The sequence below is a fragment of the Nocardioides sp. genome (genome assembly GCF_035481145.1).
Taxonomy (GTDB): Bacteria; Actinomycetota; Actinomycetes; order Propionibacteriales; family Nocardioidaceae; genus Nocardioides.
Genome location: NZ_DATIHB010000155.1, coordinates 1 through 4,313, shown reverse-complemented (window position 1 = coordinate 4,313; position 4,313 = coordinate 1). Strand labels below are relative to the sequence as shown.

Genomic DNA, 4,313 nt, shown 5'->3' with positions numbered 1-4,313 from the left:
ACCGGCTGCCGAGGTGGAGCAGGGGTGTGGGCTGCTGGCCTGGCTGGCGGCGGACCACTTCACCTTCCTCGGCTATCGCGAGTACGCGCTCGGTGACGACGACGTGCTCAGGCCGGTCCAGGGCACGGGGTTGGGCATCCTGCGCGACCAGCGTGGGCAGGTCAGCGGGGGCGGGACAGACGGGCCGTTGCCTGAGTTCGTGCGTGCCCGTGCCCGTGAGAAGACGTTGCTCGTGCTGGCCAAGGCCAACTCGCGCGCAACCGTGCACCGGCCGTCGTACCTCGACTACGTGGGCGTGAAGACCTTTGGTTCCGACGGCCAGGTGACCGGTGAACGCCGCTTCCTGGGCCTGTGGTCGTCGGCGGCGTACACGGAGTCACTGCGGCGGATCCCGCTCCTCGCCGAGAAGGCGGACGGGGTCCTGGCTGAGGCGGGCCTCGACGCGCGTAGCCACGCGGGCAAGGCCCTGCTCGACATCCTCGAGGGTTACCCGCGCGACGAGCTGCTGACCGCGCCCGTCAAGGAGCTCGCCACGGTGGCCGAAGCGGTGCTGCAGGCGCGCGAACGCCGGCGGCTCCGGCTCTTCGTGCGGCCGGACCCGTATCGCCGCTACCTGACCTGCCTGGTCTACCTGCCGCGAGACCGCTACAACACGTCGGTGCGTGAGCGCTTTGCACGGATCCTGCGCGACCAGCTCCAAGGGTCCAGCGTCGAGTTCACCGCGCGGGTGGGCGAGTCGCCGCTCGCGCAGATCCACTTCGTCGTTCGTCCTCCAGCGGACCAGGGCATTCCCGAGGTCGACGTGCCGGCGCTCGAGCGGCAGCTGATCGAGGCTGCCCGCTCCTGGTCGGACGACTTCGTCAACGCGGTCTCCGCGGAGTTCGGGGAGGCCGAGGCGGCTCGGCTGCTGCGCGCCTACCGTGGCGCCTTCCCCCCGGCGTACGTCGAGGACTTCTCGCCCCGCGCGGCTGCCGCAGACGTCCGGCGCATCGAGGCGATCACCGGCGGTGAGGGTGTGGACATCGCCATCTCCGACCGTGTCGACGCCCCGCCGGACGAGGTGCGTCTGACGGTGTACCGCGTGGGCTCGCCGCTGACGCTGACGGCTGTGCTGCCGATGCTCGCGTCGTTCGGTGTGGAGGTCGTCGATGAGCGCCCGCACCAGCTCGAGGGACTGGACCGTGAGACGTGGATCTATGAGTTCGGACTCCGTGCACCTGCGCCGGTCGGGGAGGACGAGCGGGGCCCGCTCGAGGAGGCGCTGCGGGCGATCTGGGCCGGCGCCTGCGAGGTCGACGGCTTCAACAGCCTGGTGCTCGATCCTGGCCTGCGCTGGCGCCAGGTCGTCGTGCTCCGGGCCTACGCCCGCTACCTGCGGCAGACGGGCACGCCGTTCAGCCTCGAGTCGATCGAGGAGGCGCTGCGCGAGAACGTCGGGCTGACCCGCCTGCTGGTCGAGCTCTTCGAGGCTCGTTTCGATCCGGACCGGGGAGCTGATGCGTCGCCGACCGAGCAGGAGATCGCCGAGCGGATCACGGGCGGACTCGACGAGGTGGTGCGGCTCGACCACGACCGGATCCTCCGTTCGTACCTCGGCCTGATCTCCGCCACGCTGCGGACCAATCACTTCGTCGTCGACGGTGACGGGAGGAACCGGCCGTTCCTGTCGCTCAAGCTCGACCCCACCTCGGTGCCCGATCTGCCGGAGCCGCGGCCGAAGTTCGAGATCTTCGTGCACTCGCCTCGGGTCGAGGGCGTCCACCTGCGCTTCGGGCCGGTGGCCCGCGGAGGCCTGCGTTGGTCCGACCGGCGTGATGACTTCCGGACGGAGGTCCTCGGGCTGGTCAAGGCGCAGATGGTCAAGAACACCGTGATCGTGCCGGTGGGTGCGAAGGGAGGCTTCTACGCCAAGCAGCTGCCGGACCCCTCCGACCGTGAGGCGTGGATGGCCGAGGGGGTGGCCTGCTACCGGACCTTCATCTCGGGGCTGCTCGACCTCACCGACAACATGGTCGGAGGAGAGGTCGTGCCGCCCCAGGGCGTCGTCCGCCACGACGAGGACGACTCCTACCTGGTCGTCGCGGCCGACAAGGGGACCGCGACGTTCAGCGACATCGCCAACGAGGTGGCGGCGGGCTACGGCTTCTGGCTGGGTGACGCCTTCGCCTCCGGCGGGTCGGTCGGCTACGACCACAAGGCCATGGGCATCACCGCCCGCGGCGCCTGGGTGTCGGTGCAGCGGCACTTCCGGGAGATGGGCATCGACTGCCAGCGTGAGGAGTTCACCTGCGTCGGTGTGGGCGACATGTCCGGTGACGTGTTCGGCAATGGCCTGCTCAGCTCGCGAACGGCACGCCTGGTGGCGGCGTTCGACCATCGCGACATCTTCATCGATCCCGATCCGGACGCGGGCTCGTCGTACGACGAGAGGGCCAGGCTCTTCGCGCTGCCCCGCTCCTCGTGGCAGGACTATGACCGCTCGCTGATCTCGGAGGGCGGTGGCGTCTGGTCGCGCCAGGCGAAGAGGATCCCGCTGTCGCCGCAGGTGGCGCGTGCCCTCGGGATCGACCCCGGGACCGGCTGGCTGGCACCCAACGACCTGCTCCGCGCGATCCTGCGCGCCCCGGTCGACCTGGTCTGGAACGGTGGCATCGGCACGTACGTGAAGGCCAGCACGGAGAGTCACGCCGAGGTCGGGGACAAGGCCAACGACGCGATCCGCGTCGACGGCGCCGACCTCCGGGCACGCTGCGTCGGCGAGGGCGGCAACCTCGGCCTCACCCAGCGCGGCCGGATCGAGTACGCCGCGGCGGGCGGCCGCCTCAACACCGACTTCATCGACAACTCGGCCGGCGTCGACACCTCGGACCGCGAGGTCAACCTGAAGATCCTGCTCGACCGCGCGGTCGACGACGGCGACCTGACCCGCAAGCAGCGCAACGAGCTGCTCGCCTCCATGACCGACGAGGTCGCCGCCCTTGTCCTGCGCGACAACTCCGAGCAGAACCTCGCCCTGGCCAACGCCGTCGCGACCGCGCCCGACCTGCTGCACGTCCACGAGGCGTGGATCCGGGAGCTCGAGCGTCGGGGGATCCTGGACCGCGACCTCGAGTCGCTGCCCTCCTCGGGCGAGGTGCGGCGCCGGATCGAGCAGGGGGAGGGGCTGACCGCCCCGGAGCTCGCGGTGCTGCTGTCGTGGACGAAGATCGCGCTCGCGGGCGACCTGCTCGCCTCCGACCTGCCTGAGGACCCCTTCCTCCGCAGCGACCTCTACGCCTACTTCCCGTCGCGGATGCGCCAGGAGTACCGACCTCGGATCGAGCAGCACCCGCTGCGCCGCGAGATCGTCGTGACCCAGGTGGTCAACGACCTGGTCAACGGTGCAGGCATGACCTTCTGGCACCGGCTCGGGGAGGAGACCTCCGCGAGCGCGGCGGACCTGGCCCGGGCCAACTTCGTGGCGCGGGAGATCTTCGGGTCGCTCGCCCTGCGCGACCGGATCGCCGAGAAGGACAACCAGATCGAGGCAGCGGCTCAGACGCAGATGCGCATCGAGATGCGCACCCTGGTCGAGCGGGCCAGCCGGTGGCTGGTCACCAACCGCCGCTCTCCGCTCGCCAGTGAGGAGATCGTCGACTTCTTCGGGGAAGCGGTCCAGCGCGTGATGGCCGAGCTGCCGGAGCTGCTCACCGGTCGTGAGCGGGAGTCCTACCTCGCCCGCCGCGACCACCTGCTCGAGCGCGGTGTCGACGAGGACCTGGCCACGACTGTCGCGGTGCTGCCGCCGGCGTACGTGCTGCTCGGGGTGGTGGAGACCGCGGAGCGTGAGGGCCTCGATGCCGTCGACGTCGCGCGGGTCCACTTCGCCCTCGGTGAGCGGCTGGGACTCTCGTCGGTCCTGGGCCGGGTCCTCGCGCTGCCGCGCCGCGACCGGTGGGAGGCGACGGCGCGCGCTGCTGTGCGCGATGACCTGCACACGGTGCACGCGCAGCTGACGGTGCAGGTGCTCGAGTCGACGCCTGCCGACCAGCCGGCTCCGCTACGCGTGGCGCTCTGGGAGGAGACGGACGCCGAAAGGATCGAACGCGCATCGCACACCCTCGAGGAGATCTGTGCCGACGACGCGGCCGACCTCGCCAGGGTGGCCGTCGGGTTGCGTGTGGTGCGAGGCTTGGTCACGTGAAGCTCCTCGTGCAGGGCCCGCGGGCCGCAGCCGCCCGCGTCGTACGCCGTATGGCCGGCCTCCCCAGTCCGCTGGCTGGTCGCACCGTCCTGGTCACCGGCGCCTCGTCCGGCATCGGAAGGGCGACCGC

General features: G+C 70.8%; 1 protein-coding gene. It reads left to right on the top strand.

From position 1 onward, the window contains the following. Nucleotides 1-13: 13 nt before the first annotated feature. Nucleotides 14-4,183, top strand: coding sequence for an NAD-glutamate dehydrogenase (locus VLF38_RS13275; protein WP_325271721.1), 4,170 nt, complete (start codon nucleotides 14-16; stop codon nucleotides 4,181-4,183). Nucleotides 4,184-4,313: the final 130 nt, after the last annotated feature.